This window comes from Geobacillus sp. BMUD, from assembly GCF_013096845.1.
In the GTDB taxonomy this organism is placed as follows: domain Bacteria; phylum Bacillota; class Bacilli; order Bacillales; family Anoxybacillaceae; genus Geobacillus; species Geobacillus vulcani.
In genome coordinates, this window is the sequence record NZ_SDLA01000016.1 from 25,256 (window position 1) to 46,134 (window position 20,879).

Sequence of the window (20,879 nt, forward strand, 5' to 3'; positions counted from 1 at the left end):
CCGCTCCGCCGGTAGAGATGCTGCTAAGCTGGCGAGTTGTTCACTTCATACGCGGCGCAGATGCCGGATTCAATCGCTCCCTGAATCCATCCGTGGTGGGTGGACGCATGTTCGCCGGCAAAATGGACCCTTCCTTCGGGGAGAGCGATGTACGGCGACAGCTCCGTCACTTGGTTCGGCTTCATCATCGTGAAGGCGCCGCCCGAGTACGGATAGCGCACCCAACTATGGCTTGTTCCGGTTTCAAATTCACGGTACACCTGTTCGCCATGGATGACGGCTAAGTTTTTTAACGTATATTCAAGCCGCTCTTCATCGCTTAAGCTGTCCCACGGGATCGTGTCGTCTTCCCACGTATAGCTGGCCAATACGACGCCAGGTCCTGCCGTGCCGATGCCTTGGCTTGGATATTGGGTGTATCGAATCGGCAGATCCGACACGGTTTTTCCTCCGAACATCCCTTCTTTTTCCCAAAACCGTGTTTTAAACTGGATGCCAGTTTTCGTTGAACCGGCATAATGAAGTTCACGAATGGCCTTCCATTTGTTTTCGGAAAACGAATGGCGCGGTTCGATGTCGACAAACTGCAAAATGGAAAACGGGATGGTGACGATCACCCGATCGGCGGTGATTTGAAGCGGCTGAAGAATTTTTGTATGGGTCGCATGGACGGTGACGCTGTTTTCGTGCTGGATTATTTTTTGCACTTTATGACTAAAGAGAATCTCGTCCTTCAGTTGCGGCAAAAAAGCTTTGGGAAGCCGATCGTTGCCTCCGGCGATTTCATAAAAGCGAATATTCGGCGTAAACAGCACCATGAGTTCACGCAACATCTCAAGAAACGAAAGTTCGGGGAATCCTTCTAATGAAAGAACGGCTTTGATCATATCGATGGCTCCCACGGACAACGGTAGGCCGAATGGGTTGTAGCGCAAATAGGCGTCCAGCGAGTAGCGGTCGAGCCGTTCGATGACAATCGGCCAATGTTGTTCTGGATTTTGTTCAATGAATTGAATGACCGGACGAATGGCCATTTGCAACAGTTCGGAAGCGGTTTTGCCCCGTTCGTGGGGGGCGACGGGAAAGCCGAAGAGGTCGGGATGCCGCTCGTATTCGCTCAGGCGCGCTTTGACGCCGCGAAAATATAAAATGTCGCGCGGGGTGCTGTTGATAAACGGGTGGAGCGGCAAGTTGAATTTTTTGATATATTCCAATGTCAATGGATGGGTGTGCGGGATGCGCATCGCGCCCGCCTCGAGATACTGGTCGTCGCGGAAGTCGGAGCGGAGCGTGTAGATTCGGCCGCCGACCCGCTCGGATGCTTCAAGAATCGTGATGCGATGGCCGGCTTGCTTCAGCAATGACGCCGCGACAAGCCCGGCCATGCCGGCGCCGATAATGACGATCTTTTTCGGAGCGGATGGTTTCTTTAATCCGTGTCGAATGATCGAGATCATCGTCTCCATCGGCAGCCTCGGAGAAACATACGGATGCGCCACGTGTCCATCCTCCTTTGCCATGGGGTAGCTCCCCGGGTGGAGCTGCGGTTATTCCATCCTATTCAGCGGCAAAGGAGGATATGTGGGGGAGCGGTCACAATTCGGAAAAGATATACGTCCCTCCGGCTAACTGAAGGCGGCGCTGCAGCTTGCTGCCGACGATGCGGCAGGCAAACGGCCTTGTCGACGAGGGTTCATCCGCTTGGTAAAAGCGGAGGCTGACGCCGCCAACCGTTAGTTCGGCATAGGTCCCCGCCTCATCGCGCCCCACATTCGCTGCCGGCAAATCAAACAGCCGACGGTAGCTGTTGACGGCGCGGTCGAGGCTACGCACATAAACGCTGACGGACGACAACGACGGCGCCCCATTTGCATGGCGCATGAGCGGCGCCAGCTCGTTCATCCGCACGTCATCGCGCTCGTCCCACTGGATGAAAAACGGGTAGCGGAACGCGCCGTCTGTATCGTCGTTGATAAACAGCAGCGACCATGTCAGCCGCTTGCCGTCATCGCGCTGGCGGCTGCCAGGGAGCGGGCCGATCGGAGTGAATCCCTTGTTTTTGAGCTGTGCAGCCAGCTGTTGGATATCGTTCGTTCGAAAGGCAAACTGGGAGAAGCCATTCCCCTCTTGACGGTCAGCGACAAGTTGGGCAATAAGCGGATTTTGGCAGGTGTTCGCTGTCTGCTCATCGGCGATGCCGATCCATTCGATGTAGCTTAGCGGCGCGAAATAGCATAACGCGTTATACGTTCCCCATGCCTCATGGCGGCCGCCGTGGATGGCCGTAAACCCTAACTGTTCAAACGAGCCTTTCGCCTGTTCCGGGCGCTCGGTGAGGTGGACGAGATGGTCAAACGCGACGTTCATGGCGGCGAACTCCTTCTGTATTAGGAATAGATGAGCGGAACAGCATTTCTTTAAGCTTGTAGATGATGCGTTCGTTATCGACGGTGCGGTGGGCGATAAAATTCAAGTCCAGCTTGATGTCTTCGATTTGGGCAGCCAATTGCTCATAGCGGGAATCCATTTTCTGTTCGAGGCGGTCCACCGTTTGTTTCAATGAGGCAAATTCTTGGTGAAGATGGCGAACATCGGCGGCGAGAGCTTCTAGTTTGGCGTCTGTTTCGTCTTGGCGGTGGAGAAGAGCGGCCACGATGCCGTTTAATTCCTTTTGCCCGGCGCGAAGCGAATCTTGTTCTTGGCGCAGACGCTGCTGTTCCAGACGGATTTCCTGCTGCTCTTTTCGGATTTCTTGTTGTTCTTTTCGAATTTCTTGCTGTTCTTTTCGAATTTCTTCTTGTTCCTGACGAATGGCGATTTGTTCACGCTCGAGCCGCTCTTGCCCTTCAACAAGCAGTCGGAGTGTGCCATCCATCGCGTTCAAGCGGTCGAGCACTTGAGCGAGCAGCGCTTCACTCATCGTCATCATCCCCCCTTTTTTCATACGTTATGGCCATTATAGTACATATGTTCGAATTCGTCAATGGACAACAAAGGAAATGTTAGCCGGAATGTTGCTTTATTTCCTTTTATTTTGGTATCATCATAGTATTGTGAAAGGTCGACCATGTCGGAGGTGAACACGATGTCGCGAATTTCGCTCGAACAAGTGAAGCATGTCGCCGACTTGGCGCGGTTGGCGATTACCGAAGAAGAGGCGGAGATGTTTACGAAACAGCTCGACGCGATCATTACGTTTGCCGAGCAGTTGAATGAATTGGATACCGAAAACGTGCCGCCGACTTCGCACGTGCTTGATATGCGAAACGTGATGCGCGAGGATATTCCAGAACCGGGGCTGCCGCGCGAGGAAGTGTTGAAAAACGCGCCGGACCAGCAAGACGGCCAGTTCCGCGTGCCCGCTATTTTAGAGTAAGGAGGGGGATTTATGTCGCTCTTTGACCATACGGTGTCGGAATTACATACGCTGCTGCAGAAAAAAGAAGTATCGGTTTCCGACTTAGTGGAGGAATCGTATCGCCGCATCGGCGAAGTGGAAGAGAAAGTGCAGGCGTTTTTAACGCTGAACGAAGAGCAAGCGCGGGCGAAAGCGAAAGAGCTTGATGACAAGTTGGCGAAAGGCGAGGAGACCAACCCGCTGTTCGGCTTGCCGATCGGCATTAAAGACAACATTGTCACCAAAGGGTTGCGCACGACATGCGCCAGCAAAATTTTATACAACTTTGACCCGATTTACGATGCGACCGTCATGGAGCGGTTGAACGCCGCCGGCGCGATTACGATCGGGAAGCTGAACATGGACGAGTTCGCCATGGGCTCGTCAACGGAAAACTCCGGCTTTCAGCTGACGCGCAACCCGTGGGATTTAGAGCGCGTGCCGGGCGGTTCCAGCGGCGGTTCGGCGGCGGCGGTGGCGGCAGGCGAAGTGCCGTTTGCGCTCGGCTCGGATACGGGCGGTTCGATCCGCCAGCCCGCGGCGTTTTGCGGGGTTGTCGGATTGAAGCCGACGTACGGCCGCGTGTCGCGTTTCGGGCTCGTCGCGTTCGCGTCATCGCTCGACCAAATCGGCCCGATTACGCGCACGGTGGAAGATAACGCCTACTTGCTGCAAGTGATTTCTGGCGTTGACCCGATGGATTCGACGTCAGCGAACATCCCCGTGCCCAACTATGTCGAAGCGTTGACGGGCGATATCAAAGGCTTGAAAATCGCTGTGCCGAAAGAATATTTGGGCGAAGGCGTCGACGAAGGCGTGCGCCAGTCGGTGCTTGCCGCGCTCAACGTGCTCGAGAAGCTCGGAGCGACATGGGAAGAAGTGTCGCTACCGCATTCAAAATACGCCTTGGCGACGTACTATTTGCTCGCTTCGTCGGAAGCATCGGCCAACCTTGCCCGCTTTGATGGCGTTCGCTACGGATATCGGACCGACAACGCGAAAAACTTGATCGACATGTACAAATTGACGCGGAGCGAAGGGTTCGGCAACGAGGTCAAGCGCCGCATCATGCTCGGGACGTTTGCCTTAAGCTCAGGTTATTACGATGCGTATTACAAAAAAGCGCAAAAAGTGCGGACGTTGATCAAGCGCGACTTCGAAAACGTTTTTGATCAATACGACGTCATCATCGGTCCGACCACGCCGACGCCGGCGTTTAAAATCGGCGAGAAAACGAGCGATCCGCTGACCATGTATATGAACGATATTTTGACAATTCCGGTCAACCTTGCGGGCGTGCCGGCGATTTCCGTGCCGTGCGGCTTTGTCGACGGCTTGCCGGTCGGCTTGCAAATCATCGGCAAGCACTTTGATGAAAGCACGGTCTATCGCGTCGCTCACGCCTTTGAACAAGCGACCGACTACCATAAGCAAAAACCGGTGTTGTAAGGGGGGATCGACGATGAATTTTGAAACGGTGATCGGACTTGAGGTCCACGTCGAGCTGAAAACGAAATCGAAAATTTTCTCCAGCAGCCCGAACGCCTTCGGGGCGCCCCCGAATACGCAAACGAACGTCATCGACTTAGGGTATCCGGGCGTGCTGCCGGTTTTGAACCGGCAAGCGGTCGAATTTGCGATGAAGGCGGCGATGGCGCTCAACTGCGAAATCGCGACTGAGACGAAATTTGACCGCAAAAACTACTTTTATCCGGACAACCCGAAAGCGTACCAAATTTCGCAATACGACCAGCCGCTCGGCAAAAACGGCTGGATTGAAATCGAAGTGAACGGGAAAAAGAAAAAAATCGGCATCACCCGCATTCACCTTGAAGAAGACGCCGGCAAATTGACGCACACGGGCGACGGCTACTCGCTTGTCGACTTTAACCGCCAAGGGACGCCGCTCATTGAGATCGTCTCGGAGCCGGACATCCGCTCGCCGGAAGAAGCGTATGCGTATTTGGAAAAATTAAAGGCGATCATCCAATACACCGGCGTCTCCGACTGCAAAATGGAAGAAGGGTCGCTCCGCTGCGATGCGAACATCTCGCTCCGCCCGATCGGGTCGGACCAATTCGGCACGAAAACCGAATTGAAAAACTTAAACTCGTTCAACTTCGTCCGCATGGGGCTCGAGTACGAGGCGAAACGGCAGGAGAAAATTTTGCTCTCCGGCGGCGTCATCCGCCAAGAAACGCGGCGGTTTGACGAAGCGACGAAAACAACCGTGCTCATGCGCGTCAAAGAAGGATCGGAAGACTACCGCTACTTCCCAGAGCCGGACTTGGTCATGCTCTATATTGACGACGAATGGAAAGAACGCGTCCGCGCCTCGATTCCGGAGCTCCCGGATGCCCGCCGGAAGCGGTATGTCGAAGAATGGGGCTTGCCGGAATACGACGCCAAAGTGCTCACCTTGACGAAAGAAATGGCCGACTTCTTTGAAGCGACGGTCGCCAACGGCGCCGACCCGAAACTGGCGTCCAACTGGCTCATGGTCGAAGTATCCGGCTACTTAAACGCCGAGCAAAAAGAGCTCCATGACATCGCCTTGACGCCGGAAAGCTTGGCTGGAATGATCAAGCTGATCCAAAACGGCACGATTTCGTCGAAAATCGCCAAAAAAGTGTTCAAAGAGCTCGTCGAACACGGCGGCGACCCAGAGAAAATCGTCAAAGAGAAAGGGCTCGTGCAAATTTCCGACGAAGGAGCGCTGCGCAAAATCGTACTCGAAGTGCTCGACGCCAACCCGCAATCGGTGGAAGACTTCAAAAACGGCAAAGACCGCGCGCTTGGCTTCCTCGTCGGCCAAGTGATGAAAGCAACGAAAGGACAAGCCAACCCGCCGCTTGTCAACAAGCTGCTCATCGAGGAAATCAACAAGCGGTAACTCATCGGACAAGCCTGCGATTCGCAGGCTTGTTTCGTTCATTGATTTTTTAGACTTTTAAAAAAACACGATTGACATCCCCCGATGGGAATGGTAGATTTTTATATAAAACCAACTGAATTAGTTGGATATCAACACCAAGAGGAGCGGGAGAGGAAGAAACCAAACCGAGGGGGAGGAAAACGATGAGCAATGAACGCACATTCCGCCCGGAGACGCTCGCCATCCACGCCGGGCAAAAACCGGATGGAGAAACGGGCGCGCGGGCCGTGCCGATTTACCAGACGAGTTCGTATGTCTTCCGCGACAGTGAGCACGCGGCCAACTTGTTTGGGCTGAAAGAGGAAGGGTTTATTTATACGCGCATTATGAACCCGACGAACGATGTGCTGGAAAAGCGGATCGCAGCGCTAGAAGGCGGCGTCGGGGCGCTCGCGCTCTCATCGGGGCAGGCGGCGGTGTTTTATTCGATCATCAACATCGCCTCAGCGGGCGATGAAATCGTGTCATCTTCGTCCATTTACGGCGGCACGTACAACTTGTTCGCCCATACGCTGCGCAAGTTTGGCATTACGGTGAAGTTTGTCGATCCGTCCGATCCGGAAAACTTCGAAAAAGCCATTACTGACAAAACGAAAGCAGTGTTTGCCGAAACGATCGGCAACCCGAAAAACGATGTGCTCGACATCGAAGCGGTCGCCGACATCGCCCATCGCCACGCCATTCCGCTCATTGTCGACAACACGGTCGCCAGCCCGTACTTGCTGCGGCCGATTGAATTCGGCGCCGATATCGTCGTCCATTCGGCGACGAAGTTTATCGGCGGCCACGGCAATTCGATCGGCGGCGTGATTGTGGACAGCGGCAAGTTTGACTGGAAAGGAAGCGGTAAGTTTCCAGAGTTCACCGACCCCGACCCAAGCTACCACGGGCTGGTGTATGTCGACGCCGTCGGCGAAGCGGCGTACATCACGAAAGCGCGCATCCAGCTGTTGCGCGACTTAGGGGCGGCGCTGTCGCCGTTTAATGCGTTTTTGCTGTTGCAAGGGTTGGAGACGCTTCACTTGCGGATGCAGCGCCATAGCGAAAACGCCCTCGCCGTTGCGAAGTTTTTGGAAGCGGAAGAGGCTGTCGAATCGGTCAGCTATCCAGGGCTTCCAAGCCATCCGTCGCATGAGCTGGCGAAAAAGTATTTGCCAAACGGGCAAGGAGCGATCGTCACATTTGAAATCAAAGGCGGCGTCGAAGCCGGGAAAACATTGATCGACTCGGTCAAGCTGTTCTCGCACTTGGCCAACATCGGCGATTCGAAATCGCTCATCATCCACCCGGCCAGCACGACGCACGAGCAGCTGAGCCCGGACGAACAGCTGTCTGCCGGCGTCACCCCGGGTCTTGTCCGCCTGTCCGTCGGCACCGAAGCGATCGACGACATTTTGGACGACTTGCGTCAAGCCATTCGCCAGAGCCAGACGGTGGGGGTGAAATAGTTAGGAAGGAAGAAGCCACCCAGCGAGCGGGTGGCTTTCAAAGTGCGGGGAGTTCTATACGAAAAACGCTTGACGATGGCTCTTTATTCGAATATGCGTTCCCTATTCGCATGATCTGAGGGAGAGACTCATTAGTATTGACGCCATCCTGTTCCGGCCGTTCCGAGGTGGAAGGGCAGGGGGCGCGGTGTTCCGATCACGTTGGGTCGGTGCCAAAGGGCTGATCACAGCCCTTTGGGTGTCACTTTCTTTTCTATTTTTCGCAGCAGCCAGTCGAAGGCAATCGCCAAAATGGCGGCTGGGATGGCGCCGGCGAAAATCAAGTTTTTGTCGGCGATGCGCAAGCCGCGGTCGATCAAGTCGCCAAGCCCCCCGGCGCCGATAAACGTCGCCAAAGCGGCGACCCCGATCGTCAGCACCGTCGCGGTGCGCACGCCGGCCATAATGACGGGAAGCGAGAGGGGAAGCTCGACCATCCATAAAATTTGCCGCGATGTCATCCCCATCCCTCGTCCGGCATCAACGAGCGCCGGGTCGACGCCAAGAATGCCGGTGTACGTGTTGCGCAAAATCGGAAGCAAGGCATAAAGCGTCAAGGCGATGATCGCCGGCAGTTTGCCGATGCCGAAAATCGGCAGCATAAATCCAAGCAGCGCCAAGCTCGGAATCGTTTGGATGATGGCGGCGATGCCGATGATCGGCTCAGCGAGTTTGCGATACCGCGTCAACACGACGCCGAGCGGCACGGCCACCGCGATGGCAATGCCCATGGCAATAGCGGATAACAGTACGTGCTCTTGAAAAGCGATCCAAATCTCTTCTCGTCGCTCAATAAACGTTTGCAATAATTCCATTGTATCCCTCCTTGGTGAAAAAGCAGTGGACGCGCATCGTCGTCTTCCTTGTTGGAAAAACGGTGACGGATGAGCCGCTGCTATCATGCTCTTCCCTCTTTGGTGAAAAAGAGGCGGTGGGCCAACCGCCTCCTTGTCATCGGCGGAATTCAGCCGCCAATGGAGGATTGTTTCCCCGTCGTATTCTGAAGGGGAAGTTGCGGCCACGCCGGTCAGCTGCCAACGGGAGAAGTGTTTCCCATCGCCTGTTTTTGGGCGAGCGGCTATCGAGCCAATCACGCCAGATTCGCTTTTGATGTGCGGCCGTCTTCCATCCGTCCACAAGACTAGAAGGTTGGTGAAAAACAGCTGGTTCCCCTGGTTGATGAGTGAACATGTGAAAAGCAGGACCGATGCTGCAAGGTTTTTTATTTGAGAAATGATATTGTGAAGCGGCATGCTCCCGTAAATCACTGGGCCTGTGGGGGAACTGGAAACCTCCCCCTCTGCCCATGGTTGATGTCTTTATGCGTGCTGCTGGAACGTCCACTCAGCGAGCGCGCGCATCATGCTGGAGCGCGTAATGCCGCCGACAAGGCGATCGTCATCGAGCACCGGAATGATGCGTACATCCGGGTCTTGGAACAAGGCGGCGACGTCTGTCACATCCGCTTCTTTCTGTAATGTCGTCACATCGTAATCGGCGATGTCGGCGACAAGCAAATGTTCCTCATTGTATCGTTGCTCGATTTGTTTGAGCGTCACGATGCCAAGAAACGATTGCTTTTTATCGACGACGACCAAACTGTCGACTTTTCGCGCCTTCATCAGCCGGAACGCTTCGGCCAAGCCGCGCCGCGGTGCGATCGTGGCGACGGCGTCGGACATTAAATCTTCCGCTGTCGGCACGGCCGTCTGGCGGGTCAGCAGACGGTCTTCACCAATAAACTCGCGGACGAAGGAGTTCGCCGGCCGCCGAAGCATTTGGTCCGGCGTCGCAAACTGGACGACTTCCCCGTCTTTCATCAGCGCAATGCGATCAGCGATTTTAATCGCCTCGTCCATATCGTGGGTGACAAAGACGATCGTTTTGCGAATTTCTTCTTGCAAGCGGACGATGTCATCTTGCAGCTGTTCGCGGCTGATCGGGTCGAGGGCGCTGAACGGCTCATCCATCAAAATAATATTCGGTTCCGCGGCCAACGCGCGGACGACGCCGACGCGCTGCTGTTGGCCGCCGCTGAGCTCTGACGGGTAGCGGTGCTTGAACGTCGCTGGATCCAAGCCGACGAGGTCAAGCAACTCATCGACCCGCTTTTCATAGGCGCTTTTTTCCCATTTTTTCAGCTTCGGCACGAGCGCGATGTTTTCCGCGATCGTCATATGTGGAAACAGCCCGATTTGCTGGATGACGTAGCCGATGTTGCGGCGCAGTTCGACCGGGTCAAGCGTAGAAATGTCTTGCCCATCGATATACACGGTTCCCGACGTCGGCTCGATCAACCGGTTGATCATTCGCATCGTCGTCGTTTTTCCGCAGCCGCTCGGTCCGATGAGGGCGACAAGCTCGCCTTTGCGGATTTCAAGATTGATATTTTTTAAGGCGACAAATCCATCCTCATACTGTTTTGTGACGTTTTCAAATCGAATCATCCACATTCCTCACTTTCTAGTCGATCAGTCCTTCCGATTTCAAAAAGTCTATCGCCACTTCGCGCGGCCGTTTTCCTTCCAAATTCACTTCGCCGTTCAGTTCCATCATTTTTTCGTCCGTTACAATGTTGGCCAGTTTGTTCAACGCTTCCTCGAGTCCTGGGTTGGCGTCCAACACGTCTTGGCGGATGATCGGCACGGCGTGGTATGGCGGGAAGTAATGTTGGTCATCCTTGAGCACGACGAGGTCGTATTTTTTGATGCGGGCATCCGTCGTGTAGGCTGTGATGACGTCAATCTCTCCGTTTTTCGCCGCTTCGTATTGCAAGTCCGGATCGATGTTGACCGTTTTTTTGAATTGGAATCCGTACGTATCGACAAGCCCGTCATAGCCGTCGCTTCGCTCAAAAAACTCGGCGTCTGACCCAAAGGTGAGGGAAGACGAGTGGTTCGCTAAATCGGAGTACGTTTTGACCCCGAGCTTTTCGGCAAGGTCTCTCCGCATCGCCAATGCGTACGTATTGTTAAATCCGAGTGGTTTGAGCCAAGCGATGTTGTACTTTTCCTTATATAATTTCTTCGTTTCATTATAGATTTGTTCGGGCGTTTTTGCGGGATCGTACGGCTGTTTTAAAATGTTCAAATACCCTGTTCCCGTGTACTCGACGTACATGTCGACGTCTCCATTTTCAATGGCTTGCTGGAGCATAAAGGCGCCGCCTAGACTGTCCTTCACTTCCACGTCCAAATCGGTGTTGGCCTTCACATACTCAGCCAATAAGTGCGTCAAAATCACCTGCTCGGTAAATTTCTTTCCGCTAATCACAATGTGCCCTTTCGCATCACGTTTCCCGCTGCAGGCGGCCAGTCCGAACACAAGCCCGACAGCAAGCAATGACATGAACCATTTACGCAAAACGATTCCTCCTTTTTTGGGTCCGAAAATGCCGGTAAAAAGATCCATCCGACCTGTTAAACACCCGGATGATGGTTTAGAAAGGTTTTCCTTATTTGGAAAAATGTTGGACAGCAGTTCTCCCTTTGCATCACCAGCCTTCTAACGTAAGGGGAAAAAGCAACAAAACGACACGGAGGGAAAACGTCACAAAAATAGGGTAACGCAAATTGGGTCCGATTGGCAAATTTGGTATCAGCCGATCTATCCGCGTTTGGCTGCTTCTCACCTTGAGAACCGTTCTCTCCGCCGCGATGCTTACAAATGCTCGGGAATGCGCCCCAATCCTCCCGAATCCTCCGAATTCGAGATGTTCGAGTCAAATGGAATAAAAAACCAGCTGCGGTAAGCAGCCGGATCCATCGAAACGAGTGGGTTCATGATCTGTTGAGGAATCATCTTACGCATGAACGAGGCGGTGAAGAATGCTTTCGGTTTTGAAGACGCGGGCGTTGAGGACATGCAGTCCCGCTTCATGTTCGGCGAGAGCCGGCAACACCTTGTCTTCGAGGATCGATGTGACGTGAGTGAGGTCGCCTTTCATTTGGTGGAGGTCGTTCGCCATCGCCTCGTATTTCGCGGTCAGCACTTCCTGCCCATGGCGAAGCGCTTCGGCAATCGCCTTCGTTTCCGTCGTGCGCTCGTAAAGCAAATCGATGCGCTGTTCCAGCGTGGTCGTCCGCTCATTCAATTGGGCGAATTGCTGCTCAAGAGCGCTCGTCCGCTCATTCAATTGGGCGAATTGCTGTTCAAGAGCGCTCGTCCGTTCATTCAACTGGGCGAATTGCTGCTCAAGAGCGTTCGTTCGTTCATTCAACTGAGCGACTTGTGTCTCGAGCGCGCTTGTTCGCTCATTGAGCTGGGCGACTTGCGTCTCGAGGGCGCTCGTTCGTTCATTGAGTTGGGCGACTTGCGTCTCGAGCGCGCTTGTTCGTTCATTGAGCTGAGCGACTTGTCCCTCTAAAGCGCCGACTCGCCGTTCGAGCGACTCGACTGCCGCGCGCGTTGCTTTCACCTCGTGCAAAATTTCCCGCAATAGCGCTTCCATGTCGATTCACCTCCTTTTCGTCTCTATTTTACAAAAAAGGGGCATGGATGGCGAGAAAAATTCGGAAAAATAGCTTTCACTAGCCAAAGGAAGAATGCAATCGTTACAATAATAATTAGGAAAAAGAGAGGAAAAGGTGGACGAGGATGGATGCTTCTTGGTTGAAGCCGATTGTCGAAACAAAGTATTTGTCGGCGGAAAATGCGCACCGTTACCGCGCGATTTTGCGGTATTTCTACATTCAGCACGAACGGATGCGGCAATATTTGTTCCCTGAAGAAGTGTATGCGTTTTTGAAACAGCATGCCGAATTTGCCGATTATACTGAGGATGATTTGCAGCAAGACCTCGATCAGCTTGTCAAATGGAACAATTTGATCGCCCGCCAAGAGACTTCCCATGTACGGACGATCGAGGAATTTAAGAAAAAGCGGTTTCGTTATCAATGCAGCCCGTACACAGTGGAAATAGAGCGAATGATTCGCACGCTCGAACAGTTGGGCGACTCGTTTGGCGGTTCGCTCGAGAAAACACGGTTTGACCGTCTGTACGCCTCCCTTTCTCGCATGGAAACGATCATATCTGCTAATTTCCAAGAAAAACCGGACGAAATACACCAAGTGTGGGAGGAGACGTTTGATTATTTCAAAAAAATCATTCACCATTCGGCTGATTATATCGCCTATTTGCATAGCGAAAATTTGGAAGAACGGATGACGGCGGAATCGTTTCTCGTTTACAAGGAACAATTTACCGCTTATTTGCGTGATTTTATCGTCGCCTTACAGAAGACGTCGATGCAAATTGAGAGGCTGTTGGAAGACCTTCCAGACGAAGGGGTGGACCGGTTCATTGAGCACGTAGTCGATTATGAGCGGTCGATTCCACGCTTTGCCGAGAGCGCCCCGTCGCGCGCCGAATGCATCGAAGAAAAGCGCGAGACGTGGCGCAGTTTGCGCGAATGGTTTTTAGGTCGGGACGGCCACGAAAGCGAGCTGGCGTTTTTGCAGCATCAGACGAATGAAGCGATTCGTCGCTTGACGCGCATCGTGCAGCGGCTTGGTGAGCGGCATCACCACTTTCGCAGCCGCAAAGGCGATTATTTGCACTTGGCACGCTGGTTTTCGCAACTGTCTTCGATCGAAGAGGCGCACTGTTTGTCAGCGGTCGTGTTCGGCTGCTTCCATACGAAACATCTGATCGCAGACAATGAGGCGACAGATGATATGTATCGCGATGTTTGGGAAGAGGCGCCGATGGAATGGGTGACGAAGCCGCGCGTGCGCCATTATGGAGAAAAGAAGAAACCGCAGGCGATCGAGGAGAAAAAACGGGAAAAAGAAGAAGCGCGCCGCCGCTATTTGGAGGAGAAAGCACGCGAGGAAGCCGAACTGAAACAGCTGGTGAAAGACGGAAAAATTGTGCTGGCCGAACTCGGCGAAGTGACCCCGTACGTACGGAAGACATTGCTCGCCTGGATCGCCAAAGCCATGGGGAAAGAACAGCCAACTGTGAAAACAGAGAACGGCTGGGACATCCGCATTGTTCGTCGGGACGACACGATTTGCCTTCATGCTGAAGACGGAACGCTTGTGATGCCCAACTACGAAATCGAAGTGATGGCGAAAGGAGGGAGCGAAGATGGAGGCGTCGTTTGATGACAAAGCAAAAGAAGCGTTGGCGGCGCTGTTTGAACAATTTTGGATCGTCCGCGACGCCGACCCGGAACGGTATCAGCTTGTCCGCGAACGCGAACACGTGCTCAAAAGATACGTCGAGGAGAAGTTTGGCTACCGATTGATCGTGCACCGGCATTTCGCGAAGCTCGAAAAAATTCCGGCTGAGCCGGAGCCGTGGATGGGGATTCCGTCGTTTCAAGAGCCGCTCGATTACGCGCTGTTTTGCTGCTTGATGGCGTATGTTGAAAGCAAGGCGGTTGAAGAAAAATTTTTGCTTTCCGATGTATGCGAGGAAATCCGCTCCATGTATCCGGGCGATGTGCCGGTCGATTGGACGAACTATTCGCATCGGCGCGCGCTCATTCGCGTGCTGAAAGCAGCGGAACAAATCGGGCTGATCCGCCGGATGGATGGAGAGATTGAAGCGTTCGCGCAACATGCGGACGAAGAAGCGCTTTATGAAGTGCCGGTGTTGGCGCGCTATTTTATGCGCACATATCCGAAAGACTTGCTGCAATATACGTCGATTGACGAACTGTTGGCGGAAGAATGGAAAGCAGCGCCGCAAGATTACCGGCGCCATCGTCTGTACCGGAAGCTGTTTTTATCACCGGCTGTGCACCGAACAGAAGGCGACGAGCAAGATTTTTATTACTTGCGCAACTTCCGGCATCGGCTGCGTGAGGATATTGAGTCCCATACGCCGTTTCGTTATGAGCTGTACAAAAACGTCGCCATGTTGACGATTCCGGAACGGCAGGCGCCTTATACGCTCTTTCCTGATCTAAAAGGAACGTCTGACATCATCCTTCATTTTGCTGCCGTTGTCCGCGAGCGGTTGGCATCCTTTCCGCCGGACGAGTACGGGCGCCTTTGGCTGACGCCGGCGCAGTTTTCTGAATGGCTCGCCGATACGAAGCGTCGTTACGAAGCTGGATGGGGGAAGACGCATCGCGAAGCATCGCTTGCGGAGTTAGCTCGCGAGGTGTTGGCGGAGTTGAAAGCATGGCGAATGGCAGACACGGATCCCGAGACGGGCATGGTCGTCCTCTACCCGCTCCTTGGGCGGCTGTGTGGGCGATACCCGGACGATTTTCAAGCGAAAGAGAGGGAACTATGATGGCGGATCGATGGATGTTGCATCGCGCGGGATTGATCAATTTCTGGTATTATGATGAACAATATTTTCATTTTGCCGACGGAAAGTTGTTTTTGCGCGGAAGCAATGGAGCGGGCAAATCGGTGACGATGCAAAGCTTGATCCCGGTGCTGCTTGACGGGAAAAAGACGCCCGACCGGCTCGATCCGTTCGGTTCGCGGGCGCGGCGAATGGAAGATTACTTGCTCGGGGAAAAAGATGTCGTCAACCGCGATGAGCGGACCGGTTATTTGTTTCTCGAATATAAGCGGACCGAAACCGATCAATATCTTACGACCGGCATCGGTTTGCGAGCGAAACGGCAAAAAAATCTTGACTTTTGGGGCTTTGTCATTTTGGACAACCGCCGCATCGGCCATGATGTTTACTTGTACAAAAAAGAAAAAACAGGCGAGAAAATTCCTTTGACAAAGCGCGAGCTCGCCGATGCGCTCGGCGCTGGGGGAACGGTGGTCGAGACGCAAAAAGAATATATGGAGCTGGTCAATAAGCATGTGTTCCGCTTCGAATCGCTCGAGGCGTTTCAAGAGTTGATCGAGCTGTTGATTCAATTGCGGAGCCCGAAGTTATCGAAAGATTTCAAGCCGACGGTGATTTACGAAATTTTGGAAAGCGCATTGCCACCGTTAACCGATGAGGAATTGCGCCATTTGTCCGAGACGATTGAAAATATGGACCAAGCAAAGCAGCAGCTGGAGCAGCTCGAGCGCGATGCGCGGGCGCTCAAGCGGCTTTGCGACCACTACCGTCATTACAATGAATATATGATTGCCGAAAAAGCCGTGGAATACGAGAAAGCGGTCCAACGAGCCGAACAGCTCGCCGCTGAGCAGCGAACAAGGTCAGAAGAGGAGAACAAAGCGCGGCAGCGGCTTGATGAGCTGGATGAGGAGATCACCCGCCTCAGCCGGGAAGAAGACGTGTTGCGTGCACGGGAAGTGGAGCTTGCGGGCCATGAAGTCTTTCAACAAGCCGAAACGTACGAAAAGTTAAAGGAACAGCAGCGCGACCTAGCGAGGCGGCGGGAGCGACAAGAGCGGGTGATCGAAGAGAAGGAGCGACTTGAACGGCAGCGCCGCCATCAAATTGATGAGGCGGAAGCGCGCCTCGATGAGCTGGAACGGAAGGTGGAAGAGACGTTGGCGCAGTTGCGCGCCGACGCGGACGAAGGGGCGTTTGCCGGCCATAAAGTGAATGAAGACGATTTTCTCCGTCATCATCGTCAACAGCGCGAGTTTCCGTTTACAGTTTGGAAGCAGGAAGCGGACCGCCATGCGGAACGGCTCGAAGCGCTCGCCGACCTTTGGCGGCGTCATGAGGGACTGCAAGCGCGCTATGAAGAAGCAAGCAAAGAAGCGGGCGAACTGCAGCGGGAAGTTGACGAATGGCGGCATCAATACCGCAAATGGGACGAGCTGCTTGACCAAGAAAAAGAACGGTGGGAACAAGCGGTGCTCGTTTGGTTGGAGCGCGGCGGCGTCACAGTGGACGAAGCGCGCATTCAGACGTTTTTGCGACAGACGGACGGCTTGTATGATCAATATTCCATCGATGACCTCAAGCAGCCGTTCGCGGCGGCGTATTACGATGCCGTCGGGAAGAAAAACGATGAAAAATGGCGGCTTGAACACGAAATGCGCTTGCTTGGCGACCAGCTCGCCGAGCGCGAGCAGGAGCTTCGCCATTGGCAGACGGAACAAGACCCAGAACCGGAACGCGATCCACAGACGGACGCCATGCGCGCAGAATTGGAGCGGCAAGGAGTTGTTTCCGTCCCGCTGTATGCGGCGGTCGAATTTTTCGACCATGTGCCGGAGCCTGTCCGCGAGCGGATCGAATCGGCGCTCGCCCATGCCGGACTGCTCGACGCGCTGATCATTGACCGCGATGTGGCGGTGACGTATGACCGGGTGCTCGTCCCGAACCCGGTGCATATGGCGCATACGTTGGCCGATTATCTCCAGCCAGATGCAGGTGTCCCTGTCGCTGCGGAGCGGATTGATGCCGTGCTTCGCAGTATCGTCATTGCCGATGAGGCGCAAGACGGTGGCATGACGCTTAATGAAGCCGGACGCTATGCGCTTGGTCTCGTGCGCGGTCATGCGCCCGCCCGCGAGCGCGCCATGTTCATCGGCCGCACGGCAAGGCGGCGGTGGCGGATGGAGAAGATCGCTTCATTGGAAGAAGAGATCGCTTCCTTGCGGCAAGCGGTTGACCGCCTGCAGGCGGAACACAAAGCGGTGGAAGCTCATATAGCCGCATTGGCGGAGTGGTTTGCCGCGTTTCCATCGGACCGCGATGTGCGCGCGGCGTTTGAGGAACGGGAGGAAGCGCGCCGCCGCGCAGAAAGCAAAGAGCGCGACTGGCAGCGGCAACAAGAAAAAGTATCCCGTCTCGCCCGCGAGTGGCAGCACCTCAAGCAAACGTTGCGTGAGCAATCGGCAGGGCTTGACGTGGCGTTTTCCGTGGAAGGATGCGATCGAGCCCGCTTGGCGATGAAATCGTATCTCCGCTTTTTGCATGAACTTGAAGTGCATGTTCGAGAAGCGCTCTATGTCGCGGTGATGATCGCCCAGCAGCGCGAGCAGCTGCAGGCGCTCCGCGACGACATCGATGAGGCCAAAGGGGAGCGGAACCGCCTGCTCGATGAAGACGAACGTCTGGCGCTCCGCATGGCCGAGATCGAACGAACGCTCCAACAAATGGGGGCGGATGACATTCGCGCGGAAATCGCCCGCGTGCGGGAGCGGCTCAGCACTCTGCGCGAGGCAGTTCCGCGTCTAGTCAACGAGCGGGCGCGGACCGAACAGCGCCTCGCCCGTCTCGCCGAAGAACGGGAACAAGGAGAGAAACGGGCAACGTTCGCTCGCGAGCTGGCCGCCGCATGGGAGCAGGCCTTTGCCCGTGAAGCGGCGCTCAAGTTGGTGGAGCTGGACCGTTCACGCCCGCTTCGCGAGCAGGCGAGCGAAGCGAAACAGCGGTATGGGGGGACGTTGAAAGACAGCCGCTCTTCGCTGCTGGCTCGGCTGAACACAATCTTTTTCCAAGAGTCATCCAATTTGACCGAATACCGGGCGACGTTCGAATCGCTGCCGTTCGAGGAGAAAGAATGGAGCACCGCGGCGCCGGATGACGAAATGGCGATGAAAGCAGCTGATTGGAGGGAAAAACAAGAGCGAAACGTCATTTTCCTTGACTACAAAGGGCAGCGTGCCACGCCATCTGTCGTCTTGGCGGAAGTCGAGCGGGAAATCGTGCTGCAGCACGAGTATATGAAAGAACAAGACCGGGAACTGTACGAAGAAGTCATTTTAAAGTCGGTCGGCCGCATTTTGCGCAGCCGCATCCAACGCGCGGAGCGATGGGTGAACGACATGAACAAGCGGATGAGCGAAATCGATACGTCATCAAGCCTCGTTCTATCCATTCAATGGAAGCCGAAAACGGCGGAGACGGAAGACGAGCTCGATACGAAAGAGCTGGTGGGGTTGCTGCGGATGGATTCACGGCTGCTCAAGGAGGAAGATTTGCAGCGGGTGACGAACCATTTCCGCTCGAAAATCGCCCGCGCCCGCGAACTGCTTGAGGAACGCGGCCAAGGCAATACGCTTCATCAAATTATAAAAGAAGTGCTCGACTATCGGAAATGGTTTTCGTTTACCCTCTACTATGAAAAAGAACACGAACCGAAGCGCGAACTGACAAACCAACGCTTTTATCGGTTCAGCGGCGGGGAAAAAGCGTTGGCGATGTACATTCCGCTGTTTGCGGCGGCGTATTCACGCTATCAGGAAGCAGGCGATGATGCGCCGTACATCATCTCGCTTGATGAAGCGTTCGCCGGCGTCGATGAAAACAACATCCGCATGATGTTCGGCCTTGTTGAACAGCTCGGCTTTAACTACATCATGAACTCGCAGGCGCTTTGGGGTGACTACGACACCGTGCCGGCCCTGTCGATTTGCGAGCTCGTCCGTCCGCGCAATGCGCCGTTTGTCACCGTCATCCAGTATTATTGGAACGGGCGCATCAAACAGTTAGTAGCGAATGAGGAAGAATGGGAGTTGATCGAGACATGAACCGGGCCGAAGAGGCCGCCGCCTTTTTCCGTTCCGAGCCGGGCTTTCACCGTTTGTTTGTCGAGATGAAGAGGAAATACGAGTCGCTCGGTCGTGTTGGTGGCGTCGTCTCCTTGGCATCGTTCAGCGAGAACGAGCGCGAAGCCATCGCTGCCTTTTTCGGCCGAGACGTTTCCCGCGTTTCCCTGCCCGCCTTTGAACGGCAGCTCGAACGAACACGGTTTGCCGGCGTTGGCCTCATCGAGCTGCTCGAGCACTATTTCGGTGAGCCGCTCGTGCCGAAAAAAGAACAGCGCCAGGCGGCCGAAAAGGAGCGGGAGCGGTTTTTCGGGCACCTCGCCCACGAGCACCCTTGGCTTGAAGACATTTGTGGCCAACGGTTCATCCAAGCAGCGTATGAGGCAAACCGCGAAGAGTTGGCGGCGGCGATCCGTCTTGTCGGCGCCGCCCTTCACCGCTTGCCGCTCGGCTCGTATGAGCGGCTTCCATTGTTTGCCCAGCACATCGCCGGTGATCCACACGCTTTTGACCTGTCAACGCTCCCCGGCAAGGTGTTGCTGTCGGCCTTGCAAGCAACCGTGCCAGGCGAGTGGGATGTGACCTCTATAGAGAGCGTCAATGAATTGCTGCAGTCCGTCGGCCTGCTCCGCGAGGATATTTTGAACTTTGCCACCTGCGCCAACTTGTTGGCCGAAACGAAGAAAGGCCCTCACCCGGTCTTCACCGCTGCCGTCGAAGCCAACAGCGCATTGAATGCACCGCTAAGGGACGTGTTGTCGCTCATTCGCGTCTATCCAGCCAACGGCGGCATCGTATACGTCGTCGAAAACGCGGGCGTTTTCTCGACCTTGCTTGACACCCGCGCCCCGCTTGTCTGCACGAACGGGCAAATGAATTTAGCGACGATGCGGCTCCTTGATTTGCTCGCGGCTTCAGGCGCCAAGCTGCATTACTCCGGCGACTTTGACCCGGAAGGTTTGAAAATGGCCGACCGTTTTCTCGAGCGATACGGCTCGGTGGCTGTTCTCTGGCGCTACAGCGTCGATGACTACTTCGCCGCCAACCCATCGGTTCACTTGCCTGCGGAGCGGCTCGCCAAACTCGCCTCCGTAGCGTCAGTGCCGCTGCAGTCAGTGAAAGAAGCGATGGCGAAAACGGAAAAAGCGGGATACCAAGAGGCGATCATCGGCCGACTGCTTCGAGACATAAAAAGTTAGCACTCGCCCTTGTTCATGCAAGTGTTGGGATTCCAATGTTTGTATTCGTCTTGCCTGCGATGGATGAGCAGGCGGTGCCCGGGTCTTATTCACCGCACGACGAGCGTTTGTCCTCGCTTAGGCAAACAGCAATCGGCAAACAAGGCAAGTCAAACGCCAGGAAGCAGTCTTCATTTGTCGTCGACCTCCAATCACGCAAAAACCCCAGGGGGTCGACGACAGTGGTTTTGATCGCTTGATCCCTACAGCCATCAAGGATAGACTTGATTGACAGAATCTTCGAAACGTGTTATTCTGATGATGACGTTGAAGGGAAAAGGTTGATATGACAACACTTTTTTGGGGTTTTTATCGTACCTATGAGGGATTGAAACACGACTAAACTGAATCAGACGCGCGACATGATTTTGTTTTTATCGTACCTATGAGGGATTGAAACGTCGGGAAGACCGGTGCTGGCTTTTTGATGGAAAACG

General features: G+C 54.5%; 15 protein-coding genes and 1 CRISPR repeat array (1 of these 16 cut by a window edge). Of the genes, 8 read left to right on the forward strand and 7 right to left on the reverse strand.

Annotated elements, in window-relative coordinates; genetic code table 11:
• Positions 1-23: 23 nt before the first annotated feature.
• The 3 genes from ETC05_RS14570 to ETC05_RS14580 form a co-directional block, all read right to left on the reverse strand.
• A complete protein-coding gene (locus ETC05_RS14570) occupies positions 24-1,499 on the reverse strand; it encodes a flavin monoamine oxidase family protein (RefSeq protein WP_368668045.1) in 1,476 nt (491 codons plus the stop codon).
• 94 nt (positions 1,500-1,593) lie between these two features.
• Positions 1,594-2,367, reverse strand: coding sequence for a VOC family protein (locus ETC05_RS14575; protein WP_171661334.1), 774 nt, complete (start codon positions 2,365-2,367; stop codon positions 1,594-1,596).
• Positions 2,351-2,926, reverse strand: coding sequence for a hypothetical protein (locus ETC05_RS14580; RefSeq protein WP_171661352.1), 576 nt, complete (start codon positions 2,924-2,926; stop codon positions 2,351-2,353). The genes ETC05_RS14575 and ETC05_RS14580 overlap by 17 nt, the downstream gene beginning before the upstream one ends.
• A gap of 159 nt (positions 2,927-3,085) precedes the next feature.
• On the opposite strand from ETC05_RS14580, the gene gatC reads away from it, so the two are divergent.
• The 4 genes from gatC to ETC05_RS14600 all read left to right on the forward strand — a co-directional run bounded on the left by gatC (position 3,086) and on the right by ETC05_RS14600 (position 7,780).
• Positions 3,086-3,376 (forward strand): Asp-tRNA(Asn)/Glu-tRNA(Gln) amidotransferase subunit GatC, encoded by a 291-nt coding sequence (gene gatC / locus ETC05_RS14585; protein ID WP_031405929.1) that lies wholly within the window; start codon positions 3,086-3,088, stop codon positions 3,374-3,376.
• Between the two features lie 12 nt (positions 3,377-3,388).
• Positions 3,389-4,846: an Asp-tRNA(Asn)/Glu-tRNA(Gln) amidotransferase subunit GatA gene (gene gatA, locus ETC05_RS14590; protein ID WP_171661335.1), complete on the forward strand. Its 1,458-nt coding sequence runs from the start codon at positions 3,389-3,391 to the stop codon at positions 4,844-4,846.
• 13 nt (positions 4,847-4,859) lie between these two features.
• Entirely contained in the window at positions 4,860-6,290 is a 1,431-nt protein-coding gene (gene gatB, locus ETC05_RS14595) for an Asp-tRNA(Asn)/Glu-tRNA(Gln) amidotransferase subunit GatB (RefSeq protein ID WP_031405925.1), read from the forward strand.
• Positions 6,291-6,475: 185 nt separating this feature from the next.
• Positions 6,476-7,780, forward strand: coding sequence for a homocysteine synthase (locus tag ETC05_RS14600; RefSeq protein ID WP_171661336.1), 1,305 nt, complete (start codon positions 6,476-6,478; stop codon positions 7,778-7,780).
• Positions 7,781-8,004: 224 nt separating this feature from the next.
• On the opposite strand, the gene ETC05_RS14605 is transcribed toward ETC05_RS14600, so the two are convergent.
• The 4 genes from ETC05_RS14605 to ETC05_RS14620 all read right to left on the reverse strand — a co-directional run bounded on the left by ETC05_RS14605 (position 8,005) and on the right by ETC05_RS14620 (position 12,269).
• A complete protein-coding gene (locus ETC05_RS14605) occupies positions 8,005-8,634 on the reverse strand; it encodes an ABC transporter permease (protein ID WP_031405912.1) in 630 nt (209 codons plus the stop codon).
• A 504-nt stretch (positions 8,635-9,138) separates the two neighbouring features.
• Positions 9,139-10,266 (reverse strand): ABC transporter ATP-binding protein, encoded by a 1,128-nt coding sequence (locus tag ETC05_RS14610; RefSeq protein ID WP_171661337.1) that lies wholly within the window; start codon positions 10,264-10,266, stop codon positions 9,139-9,141.
• A 16-nt stretch (positions 10,267-10,282) separates the two neighbouring features.
• On the reverse strand, positions 10,283-11,167 hold the full coding sequence (locus ETC05_RS14615) for a glycine betaine ABC transporter substrate-binding protein (RefSeq protein ID WP_031405908.1): 885 nt from the start codon (positions 11,165-11,167) through the stop codon (positions 10,283-10,285).
• A gap of 454 nt (positions 11,168-11,621) precedes the next feature.
• On the reverse strand, positions 11,622-12,269 hold the full coding sequence (locus tag ETC05_RS14620; protein ID WP_171661338.1) for a hypothetical protein: 648 nt from the start codon (positions 12,267-12,269) through the stop codon (positions 11,622-11,624).
• Positions 12,270-12,415: 146 nt separating this feature from the next.
• Here ETC05_RS14620 and ETC05_RS14625 point away from each other — a divergent pair, with 146 nt between their 5' ends.
• From ETC05_RS14625 to ETC05_RS14640, 4 genes are read left to right on the forward strand one after another with little or no spacing between them, the layout of a single operon-like run.
• Positions 12,416-13,927 carry a TIGR02677 family protein gene (locus tag ETC05_RS14625; protein WP_031405904.1) on the forward strand — a complete coding sequence of 504 codons (1,512 nt, stop codon included), beginning with the start codon at positions 12,416-12,418 and terminating at the stop codon, positions 13,925-13,927.
• The gene (locus ETC05_RS14630; protein ID WP_171661339.1) at positions 13,911-15,068 is read left to right on the forward strand and encodes a TIGR02678 family protein; all 1,158 of its coding nucleotides are present in this window, start codon (positions 13,911-13,913) and stop codon (positions 15,066-15,068) included. The genes ETC05_RS14625 and ETC05_RS14630 overlap by 17 nt, the downstream gene beginning before the upstream one ends.
• Positions 15,068-19,186, forward strand: coding sequence for a TIGR02680 family protein (locus ETC05_RS14635; protein WP_171661340.1), 4,119 nt, complete (start codon positions 15,068-15,070; stop codon positions 19,184-19,186). Before ETC05_RS14630 ends, ETC05_RS14635 begins: the two co-directional genes overlap by 1 nt.
• Positions 19,183-20,403, forward strand: coding sequence for a TIGR02679 family protein (locus tag ETC05_RS14640; protein WP_171661341.1), 1,221 nt, complete (start codon positions 19,183-19,185; stop codon positions 20,401-20,403). The genes ETC05_RS14635 and ETC05_RS14640 overlap by 4 nt, the downstream gene beginning before the upstream one ends.
• A gap of 344 nt (positions 20,404-20,747) precedes the next feature.
• Positions 20,748-20,879: a CRISPR direct-repeat array (repeat unit 30 nt; unit sequence GTTTTTATCGTACCTATGAGGGATTGAAAC) (it continues 161 nt past the right edge of the window).